Below are 26,152 nucleotides of genomic sequence, written 5' to 3'. Positions count from 1 at the left end.
CGTGAAAAAATTTGCACTCTCGATTTTAGTTTACGCAGCATTTTGCTCCGCATGGGCCACTCCGCTATTTATCGGCTATTACCCCGATTGGGGCAAATGGCACAAGCCTGCCTACACTGTAGATAAAGTTCCATATAGCAAATTAACTCATGTGCTTTGGAGCTTCATCACTCCTAACACGGACGGTTCATTGCGCGGAGATGCGGCAGAAGACCCAAGCGCACTTGACGAAATGGTAACACTAGCCCATGCGGCAGGCACAAAAGTCATTGTCTCACTCGGTGGTGGCGGACAAAGCGACAACTTCGTACCTGTTGCGTCAAACGACGCGCTCCGTCAAAAATTCGTCGCAAACCTCGTCAAATACGTTGCAGACCACAATCTCGACGGACTTGACATGGACTGGGAATGGGAATACAATCCCGTCCCCGAAGCGGACACTATCGCCTACAGTAAATTGCTCACGGAGCTTCGCGAAGCTCTCCCAAAAGACAAAAGCCTTTCGGCAGCACTCCCCTGCTCCCCCTATTACGGCAAGTATTTCACACCCGAAGTTCTCGTGAAAAACTTGGACTGGCTCGGATTCATGACCTACGACATAACCGGCGACTGGGACGATAAAGCCATGTTCGATTCTCCGCTCTACCCGCATGACGGCTACACCACATGGTCATGGCAGGAGACCTTTGAATACTGGAGCAAGCGCGGAGTTCCCACCGAAAAGATGGTCTTCGGAATTCCATCATTCGGCTTTGAATTTCAAGGAGCCACAGGCCCCGGCAAGGACTTCACCAAAGGCACCGCCAAGCAGGTACCGTACAAGGATATCGTCAAAAATACCGCCTGGGAATATCATTTCGACAGCGTATCCGTGGAACCCTACGGCATAACAGAAAACCGCTACGTCACCTTCGAAGACCCGCATTCTTCCGCCGTAAAATCGCGTTGGGTCAAGGAGAACGGTTACGCAGGCATCATGGTCTGGGAAGTTTCACACGACTATATCGAAGGCGTCGGGAATCCGATTCTCGACAGTATCGCTGTTGTATTGCACGAAGGAACGACAAGCATCGACGCGTTTCACAAGAAGCGCACGGCAGACTCCCGACAAGACACATCGAAAAATCCGAATGCGCAAATCAAGCGCGTGGATGCGCTCGGAAAAAGCGTACAAAACAAAGGCCGCGAAAGTCGCCTAAAGAACAAGTTTATTTTTAGAGTGGAACCGTAATTTTTCCTTCCCCCTTGCCAAACATCTCCTACTTTAGTATAATTTGATAATGGTTATCAAATTTCGAGATAAGCATGGGTATTATCAAATACAAAACCAAACAGCAGGAACTACTTCTTTCTTGCTTTAAAGCGATGCAGGGCCGGCATTTCACCGCAGAAGACGTGGCGGCTTATTTCCAGAAGCAGAACATTTCTATCGGCATTGCGACAATCTATCGCCAGATTGAAAAGTTTGTGGCGATGGGCGTTGTTCAAAAGTATTTCCTTGGCGAACAGAATGCCGCCTGCTTCCAGTACATGGGCGAAGAATGTCACAAAGAAGTTTCGCATTTTCACCTGAAGTGCGAAAAATGCGGTACACTCATCCATCTCGAATGTCACGATCTTGAAAAGCTGAGTTCGCATCTGATGGCAGAACACGGTTTTGCGCTTGATCCATTCCGCACTGTTTTTTACGGACTTTGTGAGAACTGTCGCCTAGCGGTTTAACAACATAACTACATAATTTTTCAACAAAGGATTCTTATGAAAAAGAATAAGAAACCGGTGGTACTCATCACCGGGTATTTGGGATCGGGTAAAACTACGCTTTTGAACAATCTTCTCAAGCAAGAAAAGAGAAAAGTAGCCCTTATCGTGAACGATATGGGAAGCATCAACGTCGATGCCGAAATCCTGAAGAAGAACGGTTCAAACGTCACCGAATGCCCGATGTTCGAATTGCAAAACGGCTGCATCTGCTGCACCTTGCGCGATGAATTCATCCAGCAGATTGAAAAAATTTCCAATCTCGATTCCATTGAAGTCGTGTTTGTCGAAGCCTCCGGCATCAGCGACCCGGGCGCAGTCAGCGCAAGTTTCCTCGCTTATGAAGAAGACAATCCGAATACGAATGTCTACTTGACTTCTATCGTCACGGTCGTCGATGGCGACAGAATTTATCGTGAATTCCTTAGCGAATTGAAGCAGAAAAAAGAAGCAAGAGACAGCCTTGCAGAAAAATATGACTTGAGCGATGAAGAAATTTCGACACTGATCGTAGACCAGATTGAATTCTGCAATTTCATCATTTTGAACAAGTGCGATTTACTTTCGGCAGACCAGCTCAAGGAAGTTGAATCCATCGTTCGCGATTTCCAGCCCCGCGCTCCGATTATCCACTCCGTCAACGGCGATATCGACATCGAAAAAATCATGACGACAAAGCCGTTCAACTACGATCAAATCGATTCATCTTCGGCCATCCAGAAGGCAACAGCAACATTAACCCAGCCAGGCCGCAAGAATAACGGTTGTGTAGACGAATATGGTATTTCATCTTTCGTTTTCGAGGCTAGACAACCGTTCAACAGAGACCGCTTTATGGAATTTGTCAACAACAGATACCCGTCACAGCTTATCCGCTCCAAGGGTTACATCTGGTTCTCTGACGCAAGCAGGGATGTGCAACTTTTTGAGCAGGCTGGCCGCAACTCGTCTGTAATGCCGGTTTCTTACTGGATTGACGCACTGCGTGAAGACGTAAAACAAGCCTACCTCGCAGACAATCCTGAAGTTCAAGAAAACTGGGATTCCCGTTTTGGCGACCGCGAGAACCAAGTCGTATTCATCGGAAAAGGCTATAACAAAGACGACATCATTGTCGAGCTTGAAAAATGCCTTGACGAAAGAGCGTATGCTTAAACATATTACAGAATATTTGCATAACCGCAAAAAACGAGCTGAAAACACAGGGGCCACAAGGCCCCTTTTACGTTTTAGAAAAATTCCTTGAACGCATCCTTGTTGGCGTAAAGATCTTTACCTCGCCAGTCAAAAAGGCCCGGCCCCCACGCGCCACCGATTGTCGGTTCCCAGAAGAACGAGCCAATCCAGCGGTTCATCTCGCGAACGGATTCACGTGTCTTTTGGCGAGATTTATCGAAATTGTAGTGGTTGTCAGAATCACCACCATTATATTCCGCAACGATAAATTCCAACTTAGAATACTTTGTCGTAATCGTATTGAACAAATTCTTCCAATTATCGGGAGTGCCATCGCCGTATGCGGTATAAGCGGAGAAGCCCATCACGTCGGCGGGGATTTTATAGTCGTCAAAGATGACGCCCATCCACCATTTTACGGTTTCTTCTTTGCGGATGCGTTCAATGTGAAGCACCGTTTTCGTTGTCGGCGAAACTTCCTTGACAGCCTTGATGCCCGCATTGAAATACTTGGCGGCATTCGCCTTGCCCGTCGCGGTTCCCATATCGCCATTGACTGAAGTTGCAGCCTTATCGACGCCGTTTCCCCAGCAGTCTGTATTGTTATTTGGCTTATGAATCAAGATGCCTGGCGTTGTTTCGTTGCCGATCTGCACCATGTCAGGCGTTGCGCCCGCATTCTTAAGAGCAAGCATCAAATCCTTGGTGTACGCATACACGGAATCCGCCATCGCATTAGCATTGTTCACGTTACGCCAGCGTTCGGGAATAATCTGCTTGCCCGGATCTGCCCAGACGTCGCTGTAATGAATATCCACGAGGAGGCCCATACCAGCCGCTCTGACTTTCTTGGCAAATGCAACAACATGTTCCTTGTCGCCATACGCTTCGGTATCATGACCGCAACCACTCGCCGCATAGCCGTACTTAGCCTTGGGCGAAACAAACGTGCGCAAGCGAATGGAATTGAATCCGTGATTTTTCAAAATCGTGAAAATATCGCTTTCCTTGCCATCGACATCGTAAAACTTTGTGTTATTTCGTTCGTACTCCTGGACTTCGGAAATGTCGGCGCCATTGAAAAAGTCAATTTTTATAGGTTGAGCGGACGATGAACTTGGCGTTTTTGAAGAAGAACTGAGCAGTGTTTCAGACGAAGTCGGTTCTACCGCAGACGACGTTGCAACGGATGAAGATGATTCTGCATCAGATTCGGAACGGCTCGACGAGATGCCACCAACATCTTGGCTAGAAGACGATTCAGAAAACGCCGATGACGAGGATTCTTGAGCCGAGGATTCCGGCACACTCGAAGATGATTCCGGATCAAGTCCGGAATGACATGACGAAGATTCCTGCGCAGACGATGAACTTAAAGCATAAACAGGCGACGAAGCCGGATCGTCACCACAACCCAGCATAAAAAGCGCCAATGACGCACTAGACGCACACGCTGCAAGATTTTTCAAAAACTTCATACCAACCCAATCCTACAAATTTTCATTCATCTGGCAATAAAATTTCACTGGATTCTTACCCAAAGGGCATAACTCAACTAAGCTACTCAAGTAGCTAGTTTCGTATATCGGCTACGCCTCAGAATGACGAGCCGCTACCGCATTCATCATAAAAATACATCTTAATCGCCAATCCTCAAAATTTTAAATTGTAAAATTCCCGCATAAAAATTAAATTTCTAGCATGTTCAACGCGGATTTACTCACTTCGGCTAAAGTTCAGGATTTTATCAAGCTTGCAACCAAGAAAAAATTGGATGCATTGCAAGTATCGACGCAACTGGCCAAGGAATTCAGCAACGAAGAACGAGCCGCAATTATGGACTATATGGCGCTTGTGCCGAAATTCCGCGAAAAATTCGGAATCGAGAATACCGCGTTCCTCCTTTGCGATAAATTAGCTTTAGAACAGAGTACGGCGCAAGATATCGGGCGCTGGAAAGCAACGCTTTGGGAAAACGCCCGCCAAGCGAACAAAAATAATGGCGAAAATAACAGCAACGATAGCGCCGCCCCCATCGTTCACGACCTTTGCTGTGGCATGGGAGGGGATTCCTTCTACTTGCCCAAGGAATTTTCAACCATCGGCGTAGACCTCGACGAAAACCGACTGGCGATGTACCGCTACAACAGCAGCGTGATGCGAGGCATCTCGCCAGAGTCTAGCGACGCACACGTCATCCTCGGGGATGTCCGCGAAGTCGCGACGCATTCCAACGCAGCAGCATCAGACGCCCAGCACGCGGACTACTTCACGATAGACCCGGCACGCCGAGCGATTGAAGGCGAGAACCAGCGCGACTTGCGCAACCTCACGCCCACATTCGAAGAAGTCATCGAAATTTCGAAGCACTACAAAGGCGGCATGGCAAAAATCCCGCCTGGCTATCCCATTTGCGAAATTCCGAAAGGCACAGAAATTCTATACATCGGTTCACGCACGGACTGCCGCGAATGCTTAGTGCTGTTCGGCGAACTCGCCCAGAATCCCGACCATGTTCGCGCCGTGATGGTCGACAAAACGGGGAACGAAATCGCCAACTGGACGTTCGCCCGCGACGAGAAGCGCGAAGCCCGCAACGAGAGCGAACAATCGCAATACGACCACAACTACGAACTTGAAGGCCGCGACCGCGTTTACCGCACATCAAGCAGCGAATCCGACTTGCCTCTCGGCGGGATTTCCAAGTTCATCGCAGAACCCGCACCGGTGTTGCTCCGCAGCCACCTCTTTGGAGTGGTCGCCCTCGCCCACGACGAAACGACACACTTGATTTCGCCGGGCATCGCATACGTGACTAGCGAAAAACCGCTCCCCTCGCCCGCCTTCGCGAACTACGAAATTTTGGAATCATCCGAGATTTCGACAGGCGCCGTCCGCGCCATGCTCAAATCGCACGACATCGGAAAACTCACGCTCAAGCTGCGAGGCGTCAAAGTCGATCCCGACCAAGAAATTAAGCGCCTCAAGCCCAAAGGCAAAAACGCTGCAACGCTATTCTACACACGCCTCGACGGCGAGAAAATCGCGATTCTTGCGAGGAGAATCGAGTAGCACCACAAGAACTTAACAAGATCCTTCCCCTTTCATGCTGCGCATTCCAGGGTCAGGATGACAAGAAACAAAACAACTTCTAACCGTCTACTTCCTACTGTCTACTAATATTATGTCCGTTAAACTTGAAGAATCTTGGCTAAAGCTGCTCGCCGATCAGTTCGAACAGCCGTATTTTAAACAAATTAAGGCAAAACTTTTGCAGGAACACGCGGAACATCATGTGGTGTATCCTCCCGGACCGCAGATTTTTGCCGCACTCGACTATTGCCCCGTCGATAAAGTCAAGGCCGTCATCATCGGACAAGACCCGTACCACAATCCGGGCCAAGCCCACGGGCTTTGCTTCTCGGTGCCATTTGGCATCGAGCCGCCGCCCTCCCTCGTGAACATTTTCCAGGAACTCCACGACGACCTCGGCATCACGCCGCCGCCACACGGCAATTTGGAAGGTTGGGCACACCAAGGAATTTTGCTCTTAAACGCATCGCTCACGGTACGCGCCCACATGGCGGCAAGTCACGCAGGCATCGGTTGGCAGCAATTCACGGACACGATTATCCAGCGCCTTTCGCAAGTCCGCGAGAACCTTGTCTTTTTGCTCTGGGGCAGTTTTGCCATCAAAAAGCAAGTGCTCATTGCGCCCAATCGCGGCCACCTGATTCTCACTGCCCCGCACCCAAGCCCACTTTCGGCATACCGCGGATTCTTCGGTTGCAAACACTTCAGCAAGGCAAATAACTATCTTATCAGCAAGGGGCTCGAACCCATCGACTGGAGCATTAAGTAAAGTAGGCAGTAGTCGGTAGGAAGTAGGAAGTAAAAAGTACACGGTAAGCAAGCTGTAGGAAAAAGCAGCAGGATGCAGACAGCGATACTTTAAAAGGGAAAAAATTATGGCAAAGAACTGCAATGAAGAAAAGCACAACGAAGAAAACCGCAATAAGGTCATCGTCAAGACAAGCGTTGTCGGAATTGTCACCAACGTCATTCTCGCGAGCGTCAAGGCGATTATCGGCCTTATGGCAAATTCCATCGCTGTGGTTCTCGATGCCGTGAACAACCTCTCGGATGCGCTCTCATCCATCATCACGATTGTCGGCAACAAGCTCTCGCGAAAATTGCCCAACGAAAAGCACCCGCTCGGATACGGCCGTATTGAATACCTGACCGCCATGGTCATCGCTTCCATCGTAATTTACGCGGGCATCACCTCTTGCGTGGAATCCGTCAAGAAAATCATTCACCCCGAAGCAGCCGACTACTCTACGGTTTCTCTTGTCATCATCGCCATCGCCGTGGTCGTGAAAGTCGTCCTCGGGCGTTACGTGAAATCGCAGGGCGAACGCGTAAATTCTGGTTCGCTCATCGCATCCGGCTCCGACGCGCTCTTTGACGCCATTCTCTCCCTTTCCGTTCTCGCCTCGGCCCTCATCTTCATTTTCACGGGTCTCTCTCTCGAAGCTTACGTCGGCGTCCTGATTTCCATCTTCATTGTCAAAGCCGGCTTTGAAATGCTGAAGGACACCGTGAGCGACTTACTCGGCAAGCAAAACGACAACGAACTCGCCAAGCAAATCAAGGAACTCATCCGCAGCGAAGAAGGGATTCACGGCGCATACGACCTCGTCATCAACGATTACGGCCCTGAAAAGAAACTCGCCTCCGTACACGTGGAACTCCCCGACACCATGACCGTCGCCGACCTGGATTCCCTCACACGCAAAATCGAAAAGAAGGTCTACCGCGAAACAGGCGTCATCCTCACCGCTATCGGCGTTTACTCATACAACACCCAAAACGACGAAGCCGCCAAGATCCGCGACACGATTTTAAACAAAGTCAAGTCTCACGATTGGGCACTCCAGATGCACGGTTTTTACGTGAACATCGAAGCCAAGGAAATGCGCTTTGACGTAGTCATCAAATTCGGTGTGAACGCCCAGGAAGCACTTGATACAATCAAGAGCGAAGCCGCCCAACTCTACCCCGATTACAAGATACAGGTTTCACCCGATATCGATTTGGGATAATATTCAAGTTTTACTGGATCCTTCACCCATAAAGGGTTCAGGATGACATTCCAAAATACTATATTTGCGGGCATGACTCACAAGAACTCATTGGCACGTGTCGTCCTCTTCATTTTTGTCGGCCTCATTTTAGGCGGCATCATGAGCGAAGCTCTCGGAGCTTTATTTGGCGAACTCGGAGTCCTCTTGAACGCTGGTGGCTACGATAACAGCGTTCACCACATTTTTACAGCGGCGGCCGATTATAGTATCGGTTTTTCTGGCGATACCCCGCAGCCCGTCGTCATTGATTTGTACCTCGTCAAATTTGCGCTTGGTTTTGGCTTCAAGGTGAATGCCCTAAGTGCAGTTGGCATGGGTTTAGCTCTTTACATCATGAAATGGTCCGGAGAAAGATAATGCAGACTATTCAGGAACTTCAGGCTCAATTGGCTAACGGCAGCACCACTGCCGAAAAGCTCGCACAGGCCTCCCTCGAAAAAATTGAATCGACTAAGAATTTGAACGCCTATATCTCGGTGCTGAACGACCGCGCTCTCGAACGCGCTAAGGAAAGCGACAAGCGCCGCGCCGAAGGCAAGTCTCTGGGCGCCCTCGATGGCATCCCGGTCGCCGTGAAGGACAACATGTGCTTAACCGGCACACGCACCACGGCCGCCTCCAAGATTCTCGACAACTTTGTTGCTCCGTACACCGCAACGGCACTCGAAAAGCTCGAAGCCGCTGGCGCCATCATCGTTGGCAAGACGAACATGGACGAATTCGCCATGGGTTCCAGCAACGAGACCTCTTACTACGGCCCGGTCAAGAATCCGCTCGACGAATCCCGCGTTCCGGGTGGTTCCTCGGGTGGTTCCGCAGTCGCCGTTGCCTCTGGCACAGTTCCTTGCGCTCTCGGTTCCGACACGGGTGGATCTATCCGCCAGCCGGCTGCCTGCACAGGCGTCGTCGGTTTGAAGCCGACTTACGGTCGCGTTTCCCGTTACGGCCTCCTCGCCTACGCAAGCTCTCTCGACCAGATTGGTCCGTTCGGTGCTACCGTTCGTGACTGCGCAACGCTCCTCGGTGCTATTTGCGGCATTGACCCGCACGACAACACCACGAGCACTCGCCCGACCGAAGACTTTACCGCAAAGCTCGGCACTGGCGTTAAGGGCAAGGTCATCGGCGTTCCGAAGGAATACTTTGGTGAAGGTCTCGATGCAGAATGCAAGGCCGCCATCGAAAACATGCTCAAGAAGATGGAAGCCGAAGGCGCAACAATCAAGGAAGTGAGCCTTCCGCACATCAGCTACGCAGTTTCGAGCTACTACATCATTGCAACGGCAGAAGCAAGCTCCAACCTCAGCCGCTATGACGGCGTACGTTACGGCTACCGCAGCCCCGAAGCCAAGAAGCTCTTCGACCTTTACGCCAAGTCCCGCAGTGAAGCATTCGGCAAGGAAGTGCAGCGCCGCATCCTCCTCGGAAGCTACGTTCTCTCCGCCGGTTTCTACGATGCCTACTATGTGCAGGCCCAGAAGGTTCGTCGTCTCATCACGGACGACTTCACCGAAGCCTTCAAGACTTGCGACGTGATTGCAAGCCCGACGATGCCAGGTCTCCCGCTCAAGTGCGGCATGAACGAATCCGATCCGATGGCAGTTTACCTCTCCGACATCTACACCGTTAGCTTGAACCTCGCCGGTCTCCCGGGCGTGAGCGTTCCGTGCGGTATGGCAGGCGGACTCCCGGTTGGCCTCCAGTGGATTGGCAAGCCGTTCCAGGAAGCAGACTTGCTCGCCGTCGCCGAAGCAACCGAACGCTTGAACAAGTAAAAAAGCGCGGCCTCCCCAAGCCGCGACTCTAGCAAAAACGACGCCCACCAAGGCGCCGTTTTTTGTCATCCCGGCCTTGTGCCGGGATCAACTTACACACTTCCAATAACAGATACAATTTTAAAATTTCACATCAGCACGGTGTTCGTACAGATAAAGGTTCGCTTCGGGAACAGCAAGTTCCGAGCCTTTGATAATCCATTCGTCATCCGCACCAGTGCGGTAAGTGACGACTACGCTGTAACTTTTTTCCGATTGCAAAATTTCCAGCGGAACGGTCCAAAAGTTTTCCGTCCCGACAACAAATTCAAGCGGATAAGTCTTGTCGCCATCCAACTCGTTGAACACAATTTTGCGGACAGCATCTTTCGGGTTACGCACCTGAATAATGCTCCAGTACGTGCTAGCACCTTCCTTGACCCAGATGGATGTGGAATCGCCCCATACGCCTTCGACACCTTCGCAGCTTACGAATTCCCATTCGCCGTAATAGCGGCCAACCTGGATTCCCATAATGTCACTGGCAGGCGCACCGCCCAAATCCACGCCGCAGTCAGCATCCGGGCAACGGTCCGTAATGCGCACGGTCACTTCTTTCCAGCCGTCTGGCGTCTTTGCCTTCACGTGAACGCAGCCGCCACAAGCCATGCCGCCATCCCACGGGCCTTTATCATCGCCCGGAGAAACATTCACATGGATAGCCGCATAATATTGGATATTCGTCTGTCCGTAATTGCAGGCGCCACCGAGACTCGTTTCTTTCGCTGTGACGCTTCCGTAAGTTGTCACGGAACCCTTGCCTCCATTTTCAACAAGCACAGGATCTGCAGCCGTATAGCTATCGCAACTCGTGCAGACGCCGCTATCCGACGATTCCGCGGGCTTCTCGGAAGAAGAAGATTCCACGGACTTTTCCGAACTAGAGCTTTCAGCTTTTTTTGCAGACGAGGATTCCGCAAGCTTCTCGAAACTTGAACTCGCGGGCATTTCAGAAGATGAAAACTCTTGCGAAGAAGAAGAATCCTCACCGACTATAACCGGCGAACCATTCGGCGAATCGCCACACGCCACAAAAGCAAACGGAACCGCTAGCGCTCCCGCGAGCACCGTCGCCAATAACCAATTAGAACGAGACTTACTATTCATAATACACTCTCATCCCTAATATATATCAAAAAACGCAGCCTGGCGAAGCTGCGTTTTCTTATTTAAAACTGCGCAATTGGAGTTTTATCAATCATGTGCAGAATCAGGTCTCGTAGAACATTCTGCCAGTCATGCTCAATTACATTCTGGTCCGAGCATTGCGATTCTTCCAAATAACCATAATCCAGCGGTTTTGCTGTTTTCACCTCGTAAAAAGCGTACGAAGCCGATATATGTACGCAATTATTATTTATGGTAGATCCAACACTCATGCCTACAGACACCAAATTTGTAGAAGCCCCTTCCATCACGCGGATATTGGACTTCAGCCGAATACTATCCAAAACCATATAGACATCGGCACTGTCCGACATAGATTTCAGCACAGGAACACGAAATTTTTCACCATCAGCATCTTTTTCAGAGTAAGAAACAAGATCCTTTGAAACTTCACTGATCTTATAATGAGAACTTGAATTGAACTTAAGCGTATTATCGACATTGCTCAAGAACCACTCCGACATCTTTTTCATTTCATCAGGCAGCATAAGAGCATCCTTCTCACATATAGTTTTTGCGCCCCCTCCTGCTACACCAGAAGCGCTATAATACCAAGGGAACATCGGGCAATTATCCTTTGCCGAATCCAAAACAACAGGTGCAGTGAACACCACCTGTAAATTTGAGGGTTTCGCCGTCCACGACGGATCTTTGTGCTGCTTTGAAGCCGAACAACCGACAAGGGCTAGGCCACACAAGGCCAAGGCAACAAACAACTTAACATTTCTCATTTACAACTCCTTCTTTGATATTATTCCAATTTTTTTGCAAATAATAAAAAAATCCGCCGCACTTGTATGCAACGGATTGAAGTTTTTTTTTCGAGAAGGCGAAAGCGATTAGTCGCCAGTACGGTAGTTCGGAGCTTCCTTCGTGATGGTCACATCGTGCGGATGAGATTCACGGAGGCCTGCGCCCGTGATACGGACAAACGTTGCCTTCTTGTAGAGTTCTTCGAGGTTTGCAGCACCGGCATAACCCATAGCAGAGTGGATACCGCCAATGAGCTGGTAAACGGTGTCGCGGAGCGGTCCCTTGTACGGAACGCGGCCTTCGATGCCTTCCGGAACAAACTTGCGCGGTTCCTGAACGCCACCCTGGAAGTAACGGTCAGCAGAGCCAGCCTTCATGGCGCCGAGAGAACCCATGCCGCGGTAGCTCTTGTAGCTACGGCCATCAGCGAGGATGACTTCGCCCGGAGCTTCTTCGGTACCGGCAAAGAGAGAGCCCACCATCACAGCGTGACCGCCAGCAGCCAAAGCCTTGACGATATCGCCAGAGAACTTGAGGCCACCGTCAGCGATAATCTTCACGCCGACCTTGCGAGCCATCTTGCCGCATTCCACGACAGCGGAGAACTGCGGGTAACCGACACCGGCAATGATACGGGTCGTGCAGATGGAACCCGGACCGATACCCACCTTGACGATGTTGGCACCGCACTTGGCGAGTTCTTCGACAGCTTCCGGCGTGCAAACGTTACCGGCGCAAATCGTGAGCTTCGGATATTTCTTGCGAACGGTCTTCACCATGTTGCGCACACCGATGTGGTGGCCGTGAGCCGTATCGATAATCAACAGGTCAACACCAGCATCCACGAGGGCTGCGACGCGTTCAAGAGTATTTGCAGAAGTGCTAACAGCAGCACCGACGAGCAACTGACCATTCTTGTCGAGGCTTGCGTTCGGGTTGTTTTCGCGCTTCAAGATGTCCGTCATCGTGATGAGGCCCTTCAAAGCACCGGAAGCATCCACGAGCGGGAGCTTTTCAATGCGCTTTTCGGCGAGGATTTCCTTCGCCTTGGCGAGGCTCACCTTCGGGCTTGCCGTCACAGGATCCTTCGTCATGATAGAGCTGATCTTCACATTCATGTCGCTCACCGTGCGGAGGTCGCGGCTCGTGAGCATACCCACGAGCTTGCCCTTGGAAAGAATCGGGAAACCGCTCACCTTGTTCTTGGCGCGGAGTTCAAAAGCAGCAGAAACCGGCTGGTCCGCATCGAGCGTCACCGGATTGGTAACAATACCAGACTGCCAGCGCTTGACCTTGCGGACTTCTTCGGCCTGGTCTTCAATGGACATGTTCTTGTGGATAATGCCAAGGCCACCCTGCAATGCAAGGGAAATAGCCAACGGAGCCGTCGTAACGGTATCCATTGCAGCACTGATGATAGGAATGTTCAGCTTGATATTCGGGGCGAGCTGGGTGCTCACATCCGTCTGAGCCGGAAGAACAGAAGATTCAGCGGGAACGAGTAGGACGTCATCAAACGTCAATGCTTCTGGCAAAAGTTTCATATAGTACCTCTTTTGCGCATTGAATATAGTAATTTTCGGCTTTAAATCCTAGCTCTAAACCACTAGAATTATGTAAAAAAGTCGGTTTTACTTCCCGTTGTAGCGTTCCATGCACTTTTCAATGCCGAGCTTAAAGTAGCATTCCACAAGGGCAGGAACTTTTGCAATCGCTTCATCGAATTTCGGGCGGTCTTCGGGCGAGAACTTCGCCAAGACCCAGCTGCTCAGGTCAAATTTCGGAGGGCACTTGCCCACGCCAAAGCGGATGCGCGGGAACTTGTCGCCCACATGTTCAATAATGTTGCGGAGTCCATTCTGACCGCCATGGCTGCCGTCCTTGCGGCAGCGGATGCGGCCTACATCCAAATTAATGTCGTCGCTAAAAACGAGCAGGTGATCGACCTTCACCTTGTACCAGGTCATGAGCGCCTGCACAGCCTCACCAGACAAATTCATGTAAGTCTGCGGCTTCACGAGGAGGCATTCCTCATCTGCGATGTTCACCTTCATGGTGAGCGCCTTGTGTTCGCTCTTCCATTCCTTGCTAGAATCGGCAAGCTTTTCGACAGCCATAAAGCCAGCATTGTGATGCGTATTCGAGTACTGAGTACCAGGATTTCCAAGACCGACAATTAAATACATAATAAAACCTATTTACTCCAAAGGACCTGAGGCCAGTCTCTCCCCTCTTCACCAAGCATGAACAAAGGCTTCATTTTTTTGTCCAATACAATCGTGCGCGGGAGGCTGATTTTTTCGTTTTCTTTTACAAGTCCAAAACCTTCAGTAAGGCGCTTGAACGGATCACCTATGACCATAAACTTTGTCGCATGATTCTTCTCCACCCAGTTCATAACAAGATTCTCATCTTGTTCGCCGATATTCACAAGCACCACAGAAACCTTGTTCTTTTGCAGTTCTTCAAAATTTTCAGCAAGCCGCCTGACGCCAACCCTGCAAGGGATGCACCACGTCGCAAAATAGACCAACGCCGTACGCTCGCTTTTCCTAGCAATCTTTGCCAAATGGGAACGAGTAAACGGCAGCGAATTTTCAGAAATTTCTCGAACAGCAAACCACGGAAGCGAATCGGAAAGGGCAGCCGGCAATTCCATCCTGCGCGATTCCTTGTCTGGAGTAAAATTTTCAGCCCAAGAAAGCGAAACCATCAGCAGGACAACAAACGCTAAACGAATCATTTCAATCTCCACTTGTCAAGTTCGATCACCCATTCCTTAAACCAGGCTCCCTTAGATACATTTTCCCTCAAGCGCTTTTTCGCTTCCTTTGTATCATAGCGACCGGCCCCTTTAACCTTGGCCTGAAGACTAAAGTAAGATTCCCCTTCGCAACTCGAACCCGACAAAGACAAGTCCGACACACAGGCAATTCCAAGACTGCCTTCGGAACATTCAACAGGCGAAATATCCAATTTCAGCAAGAGACCACTTGTACACTTTGCCGTACGCACTGGATACCTTTCCGAAATACGTTCAAAAGTACTACGATGAAGTTGAGACACCAAAGCATCCTTATCACCGGACAACTGGTAATAAAAGGCATACTGGGAACGGAATACACTGTATTTCTGCTGGAGCGACTCAAACATCAACTTCGAATTGTCGTCAAATTCAGCGCCAATACCTTTAATCACAGAGCCAATATCGGTCAAACGGACATAGGCATTTTGTGCCGTGCGGAACGCGTCGTTCTTCACCAAGGGATGCTTCTGCTCCTCGAAAAGCTTTACCGCTAATTTCAGAGAATCCTGCAACAAATTAAATTCCTGGATAAAAGGCCTGGCTGCATCCGCTCTACGCATGCAGGCTACGACGCCAAACTTGTCGCCAGAATTCAGTGTGGCAATCGGTTTTGCATCCTGGGCATTTTGCAGACGGGTAAGCACCAGCGTCCTAGTTTCAAGCGACGACTGTACAAATTCATTTCCATCAGCATCGACATCAGAACGACGAACATCTTCAATCCTTGCAGCAACAACAGACTGGATTTGCACGGCAATATCCTTTTGCGCAAGAACAAGAGCGGCACTTGCATCACCTGCAATACCTACGCCACGCAAATCATCCGCATCCGGGCACGTCGAAGACTGCAACAATTCAACAAGCGAAAACCGGGAATCTACAACTGTTTGCAAAGGCCGTTCTGCATCTTGCGAAGTATTTGATGATGACGAGAGTGCGACATTGTCAAGTTCACTGTAAGCAAGTTCTGCCCTAGCTCGGATATCATCAGCATCGTTATGTCCAGCTGTAGACCCAGAACCAGCGCAGCCTAGAAACGAAACAAGACCACCACAAAACAGTATCTTTAAGAATTTCATGCCGCAAATATAGGATATTATTTATAACAAATCAAAAAGACCCGCCCCAATCGGAGCAGGTCTCTTAAAGCCTTTCAGCTTGTTGCCAGAATTAGTTGGCAGCCGGAGCAGCGGCGGCAGCAGCGTCAGCAGCCGGAGCAGCAGCATCCTTCTTCTTAGACTTAGAAGAAATCGTGAAGATAACGGTGCGCGGGCCAGAAGCGAGCGTAACGTTTTCCGGGAGCTTGAAATCCTTAGCGTAGAAGGTCACGTTCGTTTCGAAGTTGGAGATGTCCAATTCGAGAACGGATGGGATGCTAGCCGGCTTAGCAGCGAGCATGAGATAACGAGCTTCCTGAGAGAAGAGACCGCCCTGAGTCTTCACGCCAACCGGGAGACCGGAAAGCTTGACCGGGATACGAACCTTAACGAATTCGTCATCAGCGATCTTGATGAAGTCAACGTGCGTGATCTTCTGGGTGAGAGCGTCCTTCTGGACACTGTAGACGATAGCCGGATTGCCAGCCTTGCCGTCGATTTCGAGGTCAAGAAGCGTGTAACGCTTGCCCGGAGCAAGAACCTTGCGCAAGTCGATTTCGCTGACGCTGATGTTCTTAGCTTCGATACCCTTACCATAATAGACGGCCGGAATCTGACCAGCCTTACGCAAACGGGCGTTGTCGCGGTTTGCACCTAGCACTCTCGAGGCAGCTTTGAGCGTTGTGAGTTCCATTGTGTTATCTCCATTAGATAAAAAAATTCATTGGGGTAGCAGGATTCGAACCTACGAATAACGGAATCAAAATCCGTTGTCTTACCACTTGACGATACCCCAATGGTGCGACAAAGATAGTAAAAAAGTCTCTTTTGTCAAAGATTAACGAGCAAAAAAAGAGCTGAAAAAAGTCATTTTTCGCGCATTTTGACAAAAAAAAGCAACACTACCGATGCCAGAACTTGGTGACAGTCTGGTAGCGGGAAATCGGTTTCATCGCAGCGGCAGCCTTTTCAGCAAGCTCCTTGGTCCTGAAAATCCCGAAAACGGAAGCGCCCGAGCCAGACATCAAGGCGACATCGGCCCCAAGTTCAATGAACTTTTGCTTCATTTCGGCAACAAGCGGATGCGTCGGGAAAACCGAAATTTCAAAGGCGTTGAAATAGGAATCCGGGTTCAGGAACTGCGGAATTGTAGACTTCGCGCTTTGGGACTGCACGGCATTGGACTGCGCGGCTTTTGAAGCGGTCCATGCGGCCTTGTACTGTTCCCAGCGGTCCGGGCCAGACTTCGGGACGCCCGCATAAGCATCCTTCGTCGGCACGGAATCTAGCGGAGTCGCAATGAGGAGCGCAGCCCCTTCCGGGAGATCCAGCGGATCCACGAACGTCAAGCGTTCACCAATACCTTCGGCAAAAGCGGTCCCACCACGAACGAGGAACGGCACATCGGCGCCAAGACGGGTTCCGATAGATTCCAACGTCTCGAACGGGAGGTTCAAGTTCCACAAGTTGTTGAGCAAACGAAGCGTTGCCGCAGCATCGGCACTGCCACCGCCAAGGCCCGCCCCAAGCGGCATGACCTTCGTGAGATGGATGTCCGCACCAAGAGCGCAATTGGCATATTCCTTAAGTGCCTTTGCCGCCTTGAACACGAGGTCCGATTCCAGCGGGTAATTCTGCGGTTCATTGTACGTCAAATGAATTTCGCCATCTTCGCGAAGCGTCGCTTCAACCGTATCGCCAGCGTCAACGGTCTGGAAAACAGTTCCAAGATCGTGGTAGCCATCTTCGCGCTTGCGGATGACATCTAAAAACAAATTGATTTTTGCAGGAGCGTATTCAAGCATAGGTCGTAGGTTGTAGGTTATAGGGGTTACGATAATTAGGAATTAGGAGTTCGGAGTTCGGAATTGAAATAATCGCGGCAAAGCCGCCTAACTAAAAATTCCTAATTCCTACTTCCTAATTCCGAATTTTATCCAAATTTTCCAGAGCGTTCGAGTTGCATGAGTTCGTCCATTCCGATAAGCATGGCTCGCGGTTTCGAGTTGCCCTTGCTCGGGCCGCACACGCCGAGGCCATAAAGCTGGTCCACAATCTTACCTGCTCGGCTGTAACCCACGCTAAAGTGGCGCTGCACCGCAGAGGTCGAAAGACCGTTCACGCTAATAGCCCATTGCGCAACTTCGAAAAGCAACTTGTCGAGTTTCTCGTTCTTAAGAGAACCGCCGCCCTCTTCATCGCCTTCTTCGCCGCCCGAAACGTCGAACGATTCCACCTGTGGGTAGAACACGTTCTGGTCAGAGCAAGCGTCAGCCAAGCGTTCGGCTTCTTCGTCGCTCAAGAATGCACCGTGTACGCGCACCGGATCCGGGTCGTTCACGGCCTTGTAAAGCATGTCGCCACGGCCAAGGAGCTTTTCGGCACCGGCATGGTCCATCACCGTGCGGGCGTCAATCTGCGATGCCACCTTGAAGCTGATACGAGTCGGCAAGTTCGCCTTGATGATACCCGTAATGACCTTCACGGACGGACGCTGCGTGGCAAGCACCAAGTGGATGCCCACAGCACGAGCCTTAGCCGCCAAACGAGCCACGGACTTTTCGATTTCCTTGCCGGCAACCATCATGAGGTCCGCCATTTCGTCGATAATCACGACGATAAACGCCATGCGGTGACCGCGGTCTTCTTCTGGAACTTCATCCGGCAACTCGCCCGCTTCGAACTTTGCATTAAAGCCGCCGATGTTACGCACCTTTGCAGATGCCAAGACTTCCGTACGGCGGTCCATCTCGTAGCAAAGCCACTGGAGCGCCTGGATAGCAATTTCAGGCTTCGTAATCACCGGCGCAAGGAGGTGCGGGATGTTTTCGTACATCTTGAGTTCCACCGCCTTCGGGTCCACGAGAATCATGCGGAGTTCATCCGGAGTCTTGCTAAACAGCATCGATGCCATGAGCGCGTTAATGCAAACGGACTTACCAGAACCCGTCTGACCAGCAATCAGCAAGTGCGGAGCCTTCGCCAAATCCATCGTAAACGATTCACCCGTGATGTCCTTGCCGAGCGCCACGAGAATCTTGTCATGCGCGGGCTTGAACTTTTCACTCATGAACACGTCACGGCAGAACACCGTCTGGAACTTGCGATTCGGGATTTCAACGCCAACCGCCGCCTTGCCAGGAATCGGCGCCAGAATGCGGATGGACGAGACCTTGAGCGGGAGCGCCAAGTCTTCTTGCAAAGCCGAGAAGCGGCTCACCTTCACACCTGGACCAGGTTCCACTTCAAAACGGGTAATCATCGGACCCGTTTCGCAACCAATCACGCGGCCTTTTACCTTGAAGTTTTCAAGCTTTTCTTCGAGCATTTTGCCGATGGCGTTCAGCTCTTCTTCGGTATAGTCGGCCGTCTGCACTTCGTGCGTGTCGAGAATCTTTGAAATTTCAGGAATCTTGTATTCGTCGTAAGAAGCCGTCGGTGCAGCAGGAATCGTAGCCGAATGGACCGCCGGGCGCGCATTCCCATTAGCACCCCCGCTTGCATTCCCAGCACCACCCATCGTCGCACCGAAATCAGCGCCGAAAGTCGGGTCCTCGCCCACTTCATCTGCAGTCACGACCACCGGGGCGAATGTTTCATCATCTTCGACCGCCGGGCTTCCCGGGAAGTCCTCTACGTAGGCGCCATCACCGCCCAGAAGCTCTTCGGCATGGATCGCAGCCCGCGTTGCCACAGAATCCGAAAGCGCCGCATCACGGACAATCGTATTGGCGCTTGTCGAAGATTTCGGCACTTCAACTTTTCCAACAACAGTTCTTTCAGATGTTCGACGAGCCGCGCCGCCGACATTAGCAGCATTTCCACCAGCTTTCGCGCCGGCATTTCCAGCAATAGCATCATCCACAGTTTCAGAGCCGGCTGTACGGCGCACATCGCCCTTCACCTGCATACGGCCCTTATGGCCTTTTTCCCAATCAATCAAGTCACGGGCACGGCGGAGCGCGCCAATGCGTTCCTTGATTTCCAGAATCTGGAGCGCGTTCATGTGGCGTTCGTTCAAACGCAATTCTTCTTCCAAACGACGGATTTCCGGATCTTCATAGACTCCATCATCAGCACCGCCCAATGTTGCACCCGCAGGCATATTCCCAAGCTGGGCATTTTGTGCGTTTTCAACCGGAATTTCTCGCAAATCGCCCGGTCGCACATTCCCCGCCGCTTTTTCAAGCATGGCATTCCCTGCATATTGCGGCAAGCCAAACGATTCACCGACCTGCGTCTGCATATCCGAACGACTCACGTCCAGCTCATCCGTGAGCCAGTTATGGCGACCGTTGAACGGTTCCACTTTTCCGCGCCTGCGCATCTTCACGGAATCCGGGACAAAAATCATCGTCTCGTCTTCCATTACAACGCCACGGCGAAGTTGCTTTTTTTCGGAGCGTTCATCACGGATATTCGGCACGTATTCCGTTTTCGGTTCATCAACTTCATCTTTACGGCGACGTCCAAAAAGTCCTGCCAAATAACGCATCGTCTGGGCCACAAACTTAAAGTGTCTCGGACGCACCCCAAACGAAAGCACCAGAATCAGAGCCAAAGTGGTCAACAAAATAATCAGCGGAGCCACATATGAAACGCGCCCAAACACAGGAATCGCCAAATTCTGCAAAAAGAACTCGCCCAGTACGCCACCGCTCATCGAAAGCGCATCATTCGAGACATTCCTTACGCCAAAATTCTTGAGCGACATGAGAAACGACACATTCACCGCAAGCAAGCTTAACCCAACCGCAAAGCGCAACAACTTTGCACGGAGCGAAGCTATCGCGATAAACAGCCCCCAAAGCACAAGTGCCGCCGTAAACACGACAACGGCCACGCGCCCAAACAGGAATGTCATAAAGCTTGGGAACATCACGCCAAAGTAATCGCCAAGCCAATTTTCCTGCTCGCCCACAATTGAAATTGTAACACAGCCAAGCAACAAAATGACACCAGCAAGCAAAACCAGATAGCCAACCATCATCGTCACAAAATACGAATCCGGCTGAATATCCTTTTTCGGTTCAACTTTGGGTTTCTTCGATTTCTTTACAGTTTTTTTCTTTTGAACAGCCAAAAAACACGCTCCTCTATTATCCTCTTCAAATATAGTCTAATAACGGCCTTAACTTTGACACAAAAAAAGACACTATTTGCTCAATTATTATTTTTTTGATGTCATGGCACAAAAAAATTCGAAAAATCAAAGAAAACTGTATTTTGGGGTAGCATTTTCGGCAATCGCCGTTTTGCTCATTTTGATCTTTGGCAACAGGCAAAACAACTTTACTGCGGAATCTGCAGAAAATATTTTCTACGACCAGTTTTTTAAATGGACAACTGAAGTACGGGATACGACAAGCACAAAAGACGGCATCATCATGGAAAGCAAGCCGTACAACGATCCCAGTATCCTCATTGCAGATATTGATGAAAAGTCATTGCAAAAGCTCGGCCATTACTACGAATGGGACCGATCCATTCATGCAAAAGTCATCAAGAACTTAAGCGAAGGCGGGGCCGCAGCCATTGCCTTCGATATTCTTTTCAAAGAAGCGGACTTCGGAAAACGCAGAGGCGAGCAGTGCCGCGACATCCTTACTGCACTTGATCCAGACACAAGTCATATAGCGTTGTTCTCACAAATTCAATCGTACTACAATTACGATTCCGTTCTCGTCGAAGCCACACGCAATTCCGGCATTTGCATCGTCAGTTTCTTGATGAACAACACCTCGTACTACAAGAACAAAAGCGACTGGAATCCGCTAAGCACATGGGACCGCGCCAAAGAAATCGGATTTTCATCGACTCTTCAGTTAAACCAGGTCGACAAGCCGCAAAATATTGAATCACGACAACTACTCGACAACGTATTCCCGGAGCTTTCCAACGCGGGCGCCCGCATCGGAGCCGTAAACGCATACCCCGACAACGACGGCACCATTCGCCGCATCAGCATGCTGTACAAGTTCCCATTTGTCAAAGACGATAAGCTCGCCCCGCAGCGCATCTACTCGACGCTTTCCTTAATGACCATTTTACACCTTTTCCACAAGGATCCCAAAGACATCACCGTAAAAACGGGAAAATACATCGATATCGGGAAGCCATTTGGAATTTACCGAGACTCTATCGGCGAGTATCATACAACGTATCCAAACTTTACCTATCCCATGTTTATCGCCTTGCGCGATAAGATGAAGCAGATCAAGGAAAGCGGCGTTGAAAAGGCTAGTCTCGTCGAGACATCATCCAAGGTTACCGCCAAAAGAAATAACGAAGGACAAATCGTCTTTGACATATTCATTGACGACGACCAGCACCTAGACGAAAAGCTTTCAATGCTTTTACGAAAGCTTCCTGTAAGCATCTTTGACAAGCTCAAAGACAACAAATCCATTGATTTAAAGTTCGGCTATAAAATGGCAAAAAGCGAAGATGACGAAGGTGTTTACGTCATCACAAACGAAGACGATGAAGAAATCTATATCACGCCCAACATAATCAAGACCATCCATTTTTACGAATCAAGCTATCGACGCATCAAGGTTGGCGAGCACAAGCATTTGTCACGCCAAATGGATATAAGCTACAACAAATCAAAAGACGAATGGTCCGCTTCAATCGCATTTTTCACAAATCAAATCTTGCGGGACATTTCCAAGGTTACAGATAAACAAATCAGTAGCCTCACGCCCGGCGAAGAATTGCGATTCGGTCCTCACAAGCGCATTCCCATCGGGGAACATGGCGAATACCTCATCAAGTACAAAGGCCGTTTCAACCGAGTCACCCCCGAAACAAGAACCTTCAAGCACATATCTTATTTCGACATCTTTAGAGACACCACAAATCTCGATCAATACGCCGGGAAAACAATTATTCTCGGGTCTTCCGTTTCTGCACTTTTCGATATTGTCAACGGCCCGCACGAGGAAAACGTTCCAGCAATTCTCGTACACGCAAGCATTATCAAGAACATTCTCGAAGACGATTATCTGACCGTATTGAACGAACGCCACCAGCGTTATGCCGTGATTATACTCGCCTTAATCAGCACTCTCATCGGGCTATACTTCAGAAGTTTTGCTTCACTATTCTTCACAATCACGCTTGCCATTCTATACACATTACTAGCCTACATTTGTTTCAAGCACAATATTTATATAGGCGTTTCCAAGCAACTCCTAGCCATCATTGCGACAAATACACTCGCCATGGTTGTGCAAGCGTATTTTGAGAGCAAGGAAAAGAAATTTATTACAAGTTCATTCAAGCAGTACATATCCCCGGAACTGATCGATGAAATGGTTGCAGGAGGCATCACCCCGCAACTCGGCGGTGAAGAATCAAACATCACGGCCTACTTCACCGACATCCAGAGTTTTTCGACTTTCTCTGAACAAATTGGCAACCCGACCAAGCTCGTTGAACTTTTGAATGAATACCTGACCGCGATGACCGAAGTTTTGACAACCAAGAACAAAGGAACGCTCGACAAGTACGAAGGAGACGCCATCATCGCATTTTTCGGCGCCCCAATGAAATACGACGATCACGCAAAACGCGCTTGCGACACAGCACTTGACATGCAAAGCGAACTTTTAAAACTCCGCAAAAAATGGCACAGCGAAGAAAAAAAATGGCCAAGCGTCGTACTCAACATGCACATGCGAATCGGCATCAACACAGGCAACATCGTGACCGGAAACATGGGTTCCACCATGCGCAAGAACTACACAATGATGGGCGATGAAGTGAACCTTGCTGCGCGCCTTGAAAGTGCCGCCAAACAGTACGGAGCCTATATTCACATTTGCAAAAATACAATTGATCAACTTATCGAGCAGAAAGTAAACAACCAATATATTTACCGTCCACTCGATATCATTCGCGTAGTAGGAAAAGACGAACCTGTTGAAACATTCGAACTCCTCGCTTACGCAAACGACAAAGATTCAAGCAAGCTCAAAAAGCTCTGCAAGCTCTGGGAACAGGCCCGAGCCGCTTATCTCGACATGCAATGGAACAAGGCAACAGAACTATTCACGCAATGCCTCGCGTACGAGCCGCATTTGCCCGAACGCGATCCGGGAAGCAAAACTTGCCCAAGCCAGGTCTACATCAAGCGCTGCAAAGCCTATAAACAAAATCCGCCCGCTCACGCAGGCGAAAAATGGGACGGAATCTTTACCGCTACAGAGAAGTAGCGGGTATTCCCTAGTTCAACTCCATATTGTCAATGAGGCGAGTCTTTCCGAAGAAGGCGGCAGCAAGAATTACGGCCTTGTCTTCGGCGGCAAGGGCGCCATTGCACTTCTGCAAGTTCTTCTGGTTTGCAACTTCCACATACTGCACCACGCCACGAGCGGCAACGATGGATTTCACGACGATATCGCGAATCTTCGAGACGCTGCGTTCGCCAGCTTCGTAGGCAGCCTTTGCAGCCTTGAGTCCGTTGTAAATGCCAAGCGCCTGATCGCGTTCTTCCTGAGTCAAGTATTCGTTTCGGCTAGAGCGGGCAAGGCCACTTTCTTCACGCACAATCTTCACACGGTGAATCTTGATATTGAAGTTCAAGTCCTTCACCATTCTTTCGATCAGGAACACCTGCTGGTAATCCTTCTCGCCAAAGTAGGCGTCATTTGCGCCAGAAATGAGGAACAGCTTGGAAACAACCGTCAAGACACCGCGGAAATGTCCCGGACGGTAAGCGCCGCAATACATGCCTTCGAGAGCTTCATCACGAACAAGCGTCATCGGGTCGCCATCAGGATACATTTCAGCAACAGACGGAGCAAAGACGTAATCGGCGCCAATGGATTCAGCGAGCTTAGCATCAGCTTCCAAGCGCTTCGGATATTTGTCCAGGTCTTCGTTCTTGCCAAACTGGATGGGGTTCAAGAACACACTTACAACAGTCACATCGCACTCGCTCACAGAAGCCTTGATAAGAGCGCCATGACCTTCATGGAGAGCACCCATCGTTGGAACGAGACCGATTCTTTTCCCTTCCTTCGCAAGAGGAGCAAGCGTTTGACGTAGGGAATCGATAGACTTAATAATCTGCATGATTAGTTACCTTCTGGAACAAAATAAGTCGTTTGACTTGGGCAAGACGCAATCGCGTTCAATACCATCTGCAAATGGCTTTCGTTATGGACAAAATCGATATTGTCAGTATTGATGATGAGCACAGGAGCATCCGTGTAATGCCAGAAATGGTGGTCGTAACGGTCCTGCAAGTCGCTCAGGTAATTGCCGTCAATGGTCTTTTCCATCGCGCGGCCACGGCCCCTGATGCGCTTTAAGAGTGTCGAAACGCTTGCCTGCAAATAGACAACGTAATCCGGCTTGCGGATATCGTGATTCAAGGCGTTCGACACCTGGTCATACATCGTAAGTTCATTTTCGGTGAGGTTCTGCGAAGCAAAGATGCGGTCTTTATCAAACGTATAATCACTCACCAGCAAATCGTGGAACAGATCGCTCTGCAAGGCTGAATTCTGGAGTTGCTTAAAACGGTCGAGCAAAAAGAAGAGCTGCGTCTGGAATGCGTATGCCGAACGGTTCTCGTAGAATTTTGGCAAGAAAGGATTCTCAGCAAAATTCTCTTCGATGAACATTGCATTCCAGCGTTCACAAATGGCACGGGCAAGCGAAGTCTTTCCGACACCAATCACACCCTCAATAGCCATGAAATGAATGTTCTTGTCAAGGAGCATTAAGGTTCCTCCCCATTTATAACACGGAACGGAATCTTTTCTTCTTTCGAAAGAAGTTCCGTAAGCAATTCCTTCACGGTCTTGTTCGACTTCGGATCCACCCAGTCCGGTGCGATGTCGCATAACGGCACAAGCACAAACTGGCGATTATAAATCTGCGGATGCGGTATAGTCGGGCGCCCAGAACATATTTCACGACCAAAGAAGAGCAAATCCAGGTCCACTTCCCTAGAATTCCAATGGCCACGATCCTTGCGCCCAAGAACAAGCTCGGACCCCTTTAAATAGTATAAAAGCTTAGTCGGATCACCATCGTACCAGAAGCTCACGACCTGATTAAAATACGGTCCTTGACCCTCCGGTCCAACAGGCGGCGTTTCATAAATAGGGCTTTCCACCCAGCCACCAGCGCTTATACGGCGAAGCATCTCCCTCCCGGCATTCAAGTGGGCCGAGCGGTCTGGAAGATTGCTTCCGAGTGCTATATATACTCTATTTAAGGAATCCACGCCCCAAATATAGTCAATTTTTAGAGTAGACAGTAGGAAGTAGACGGTAGGAAGTGAGAAGTAGAATGTAGGCAGCAGAAAGCAATTTACGATTAAACATTGTCATCCTGACGCTGAAAGCGGAAGGATCCAGTCAAATTTAAAAGAACAAAACTCAAAAACTCATATTTTTCACAAAAAAAATTTTT

Annotated in this window: 22 protein-coding genes and 1 tRNA gene; 9 read left to right on the top strand and 14 right to left on the bottom strand. The window is 49.8% G+C overall.

Annotated elements, in window-relative coordinates:
* The first annotated feature begins 1 nt into the window (after position 1).
* From ACJMM9_RS13015 to ACJMM9_RS13005, 3 genes are all read left to right on the top strand, one after another.
* A complete protein-coding gene (locus ACJMM9_RS13015; protein WP_405327733.1) occupies positions 2-1,231 on the top strand; it encodes a glycoside hydrolase family 18 protein in 1,230 nt (409 codons plus the stop codon).
* Between the two features lie 74 nt (positions 1,232-1,305).
* Positions 1,306-1,722: a Fur family transcriptional regulator gene (locus ACJMM9_RS13010; RefSeq protein ID WP_405327730.1), complete on the top strand. Its 417-nt coding sequence runs from the start codon at positions 1,306-1,308 to the stop codon at positions 1,720-1,722.
* 36 nt (positions 1,723-1,758) lie between these two features.
* The gene (locus ACJMM9_RS13005; protein ID WP_405327727.1) at positions 1,759-2,916 is read left to right on the top strand and encodes a CobW family GTP-binding protein; all 1,158 of its coding nucleotides are present in this window, start codon (positions 1,759-1,761) and stop codon (positions 2,914-2,916) included.
* Positions 2,917-2,990: 74 nt separating this feature from the next.
* Here ACJMM9_RS13005 and ACJMM9_RS13000 read toward each other — a convergent pair whose 3' ends face one another.
* The gene (locus tag ACJMM9_RS13000) at positions 2,991-4,415 is read right to left on the bottom strand and encodes a glycosyl hydrolase 53 family protein (RefSeq protein ID WP_405327724.1); all 1,425 of its coding nucleotides are present in this window, start codon (positions 4,413-4,415) and stop codon (positions 2,991-2,993) included.
* Positions 4,416-4,638: 223 nt separating this feature from the next.
* On the opposite strand from ACJMM9_RS13000, the gene ACJMM9_RS12995 reads away from it, so the two are divergent.
* From ACJMM9_RS12995 to gatA, 5 genes are all read left to right on the top strand, one after another.
* Positions 4,639-6,009, top strand: a complete 1,371-nt coding sequence (locus ACJMM9_RS12995; RefSeq protein WP_405327721.1) for a THUMP-like domain-containing protein — start codon at positions 4,639-4,641, stop codon at positions 6,007-6,009.
* Between the two features lie 112 nt (positions 6,010-6,121).
* Positions 6,122-6,799, top strand: coding sequence for a uracil-DNA glycosylase (gene ung / locus ACJMM9_RS12990; protein ID WP_085490733.1), 678 nt, complete (start codon positions 6,122-6,124; stop codon positions 6,797-6,799).
* Positions 6,800-6,905: 106 nt separating this feature from the next.
* Complete coding sequence (locus ACJMM9_RS12985; protein ID WP_405327718.1) at positions 6,906-8,042, top strand: cation diffusion facilitator family transporter; 1,137 nt, start codon at positions 6,906-6,908, stop codon at positions 8,040-8,042.
* Positions 8,043-8,114: 72 nt separating this feature from the next.
* Complete coding sequence (locus ACJMM9_RS12980) at positions 8,115-8,441, top strand: DUF4321 domain-containing protein (protein ID WP_073423078.1); 327 nt, start codon at positions 8,115-8,117, stop codon at positions 8,439-8,441.
* Complete coding sequence (gatA, locus tag ACJMM9_RS12975; RefSeq protein WP_405327714.1) at positions 8,441-9,859, top strand: Asp-tRNA(Asn)/Glu-tRNA(Gln) amidotransferase subunit GatA; 1,419 nt, start codon at positions 8,441-8,443, stop codon at positions 9,857-9,859. Before ACJMM9_RS12980 ends, gatA begins: the two co-directional genes overlap by 1 nt.
* 120 nt (positions 9,860-9,979) lie before the next feature.
* On the opposite strand, the gene ACJMM9_RS12970 is transcribed toward gatA, so the two are convergent.
* The 10 genes from ACJMM9_RS12970 to ACJMM9_RS12925 form a co-directional block, all read right to left on the bottom strand.
* The gene (locus ACJMM9_RS12970; protein WP_405327711.1) at positions 9,980-11,005 is read right to left on the bottom strand and encodes a hypothetical protein; all 1,026 of its coding nucleotides are present in this window, start codon (positions 11,003-11,005) and stop codon (positions 9,980-9,982) included.
* 62 nt (positions 11,006-11,067) lie between these two features.
* A complete protein-coding gene (locus ACJMM9_RS12965) occupies positions 11,068-11,796 on the bottom strand; it encodes a hypothetical protein (RefSeq protein ID WP_088640096.1) in 729 nt (242 codons plus the stop codon).
* 108 nt (positions 11,797-11,904) lie between these two features.
* Positions 11,905-13,362 carry an IMP dehydrogenase gene (gene guaB, locus ACJMM9_RS12960; protein ID WP_088640097.1) on the bottom strand — a complete coding sequence of 486 codons (1,458 nt, stop codon included), beginning with the start codon at positions 13,360-13,362 and terminating at the stop codon, positions 11,905-11,907.
* Between the two features lie 87 nt (positions 13,363-13,449).
* Positions 13,450-14,004 (bottom strand): aminoacyl-tRNA hydrolase, encoded by a 555-nt coding sequence (pth, locus tag ACJMM9_RS12955; RefSeq protein ID WP_405327707.1) that lies wholly within the window; start codon positions 14,002-14,004, stop codon positions 13,450-13,452.
* An 8-nt stretch (positions 14,005-14,012) separates the two neighbouring features.
* Complete coding sequence (locus tag ACJMM9_RS12950) at positions 14,013-14,561, bottom strand: TlpA disulfide reductase family protein (RefSeq protein ID WP_405327704.1); 549 nt, start codon at positions 14,559-14,561, stop codon at positions 14,013-14,015.
* Positions 14,558-15,703: a hypothetical protein gene (locus tag ACJMM9_RS12945; RefSeq protein WP_405327701.1), complete on the bottom strand. Its 1,146-nt coding sequence runs from the start codon at positions 15,701-15,703 to the stop codon at positions 14,558-14,560. The genes ACJMM9_RS12950 and ACJMM9_RS12945 overlap by 4 nt, the downstream gene beginning before the upstream one ends.
* Positions 15,704-15,794: 91 nt before the next feature.
* Positions 15,795-16,415 carry a 50S ribosomal protein L25 gene (locus tag ACJMM9_RS12940; RefSeq protein WP_405327698.1) on the bottom strand — a complete coding sequence of 207 codons (621 nt, stop codon included), beginning with the start codon at positions 16,413-16,415 and terminating at the stop codon, positions 15,795-15,797.
* A gap of 30 nt (positions 16,416-16,445) precedes the next feature.
* Positions 16,446-16,517, bottom strand: a tRNA-Gln gene (locus ACJMM9_RS12935).
* Positions 16,518-16,623: 106 nt separating this feature from the next.
* Positions 16,624-17,526, bottom strand: coding sequence for a 4-(cytidine 5'-diphospho)-2-C-methyl-D-erythritol kinase (gene ispE, locus ACJMM9_RS12930; RefSeq protein WP_405327695.1), 903 nt, complete (start codon positions 17,524-17,526; stop codon positions 16,624-16,626).
* A gap of 128 nt (positions 17,527-17,654) precedes the next feature.
* Positions 17,655-20,804, bottom strand: a complete 3,150-nt coding sequence (locus ACJMM9_RS12925; protein WP_405327692.1) for a DNA translocase FtsK — start codon at positions 20,802-20,804, stop codon at positions 17,655-17,657.
* A gap of 172 nt (positions 20,805-20,976) precedes the next feature.
* Between ACJMM9_RS12925 and ACJMM9_RS12920 the strand changes: the two genes are divergently transcribed.
* A complete protein-coding gene (locus ACJMM9_RS12920; protein ID WP_405327689.1) occupies positions 20,977-23,940 on the top strand; it encodes a CHASE2 domain-containing protein in 2,964 nt (987 codons plus the stop codon).
* A 10-nt stretch (positions 23,941-23,950) separates the two neighbouring features.
* Here ACJMM9_RS12920 and panC read toward each other — a convergent pair whose 3' ends face one another.
* The 3 genes from panC to folK are packed head-to-tail and all read right to left on the bottom strand — an operon-like array spanning position 23,951 to position 25,964.
* The gene (gene panC / locus ACJMM9_RS12915; protein WP_405327686.1) at positions 23,951-24,802 is read right to left on the bottom strand and encodes a pantoate--beta-alanine ligase; all 852 of its coding nucleotides are present in this window, start codon (positions 24,800-24,802) and stop codon (positions 23,951-23,953) included.
* Between the two features lie 2 nt (positions 24,803-24,804).
* Positions 24,805-25,455, bottom strand: a complete 651-nt coding sequence (locus ACJMM9_RS12910) for a deoxynucleoside kinase (RefSeq protein WP_405327683.1) — start codon at positions 25,453-25,455, stop codon at positions 24,805-24,807.
* Complete coding sequence (folK, locus tag ACJMM9_RS12905) at positions 25,455-25,964, bottom strand: 2-amino-4-hydroxy-6-hydroxymethyldihydropteridine diphosphokinase (protein WP_405327680.1); 510 nt, start codon at positions 25,962-25,964, stop codon at positions 25,455-25,457. The genes ACJMM9_RS12910 and folK overlap by 1 nt, the downstream gene beginning before the upstream one ends.
* Positions 25,965-26,152: the final 188 nt, after the last annotated feature.

Source organism: Fibrobacter sp. (assembly GCF_045112255.1).
In the GTDB taxonomy this organism is placed as follows: domain Bacteria; phylum Fibrobacterota; class Fibrobacteria; order Fibrobacterales; family Fibrobacteraceae; genus Fibrobacter.
Note: the sequence above shows the minus strand (reverse complement) of the source record. Positions and strands in the feature narration are given on the sequence as shown.